The sequence below is a fragment of the Isoptericola croceus genome, assembly GCF_029382255.1.
GTDB lineage: Bacteria > Actinomycetota > Actinomycetes > Actinomycetales > Cellulomonadaceae > Isoptericola > Isoptericola croceus.
The window spans coordinates 1-254 of the sequence record NZ_JARLLG010000517.1; the positions used below are offsets into that span (position 1 = coordinate 1).

A 254-nucleotide genomic window follows, 5' to 3' on the forward strand; every position below is an offset into this window, starting at 1 on the left:
TTACATCTCAAACGCCGTTCACAACCGTCACGACGGTTTGGACTACATGACAGCCATTGTTGGACCACAATCAATTGGTCAAGTATTGGGTGCCTTCATCATCGTTATCTTCTTTATGAAGGAAGGTAAGACGATGTTCCAAAAGGGAACTTGGATGAACATCGTGACTGGTTTGGTTTGGGCTTTGGGTAACGTCTTCATGTTTATCTCAACGGCTAACCCTAACATCGGTCAAGCAACGGCTTCAACTTTGT

At 44.5% G+C, this 254-nt stretch carries 1 protein-coding gene; it reads left to right on the top strand.

Going from position 1 to position 254, the window contains the following annotated elements; translation table 11 throughout:
• The coding region (locus PZC42_RS25000; protein WP_277214335.1) for a GRP family sugar transporter at positions 1 to 254 on the top strand (254 nt) is incomplete at both ends.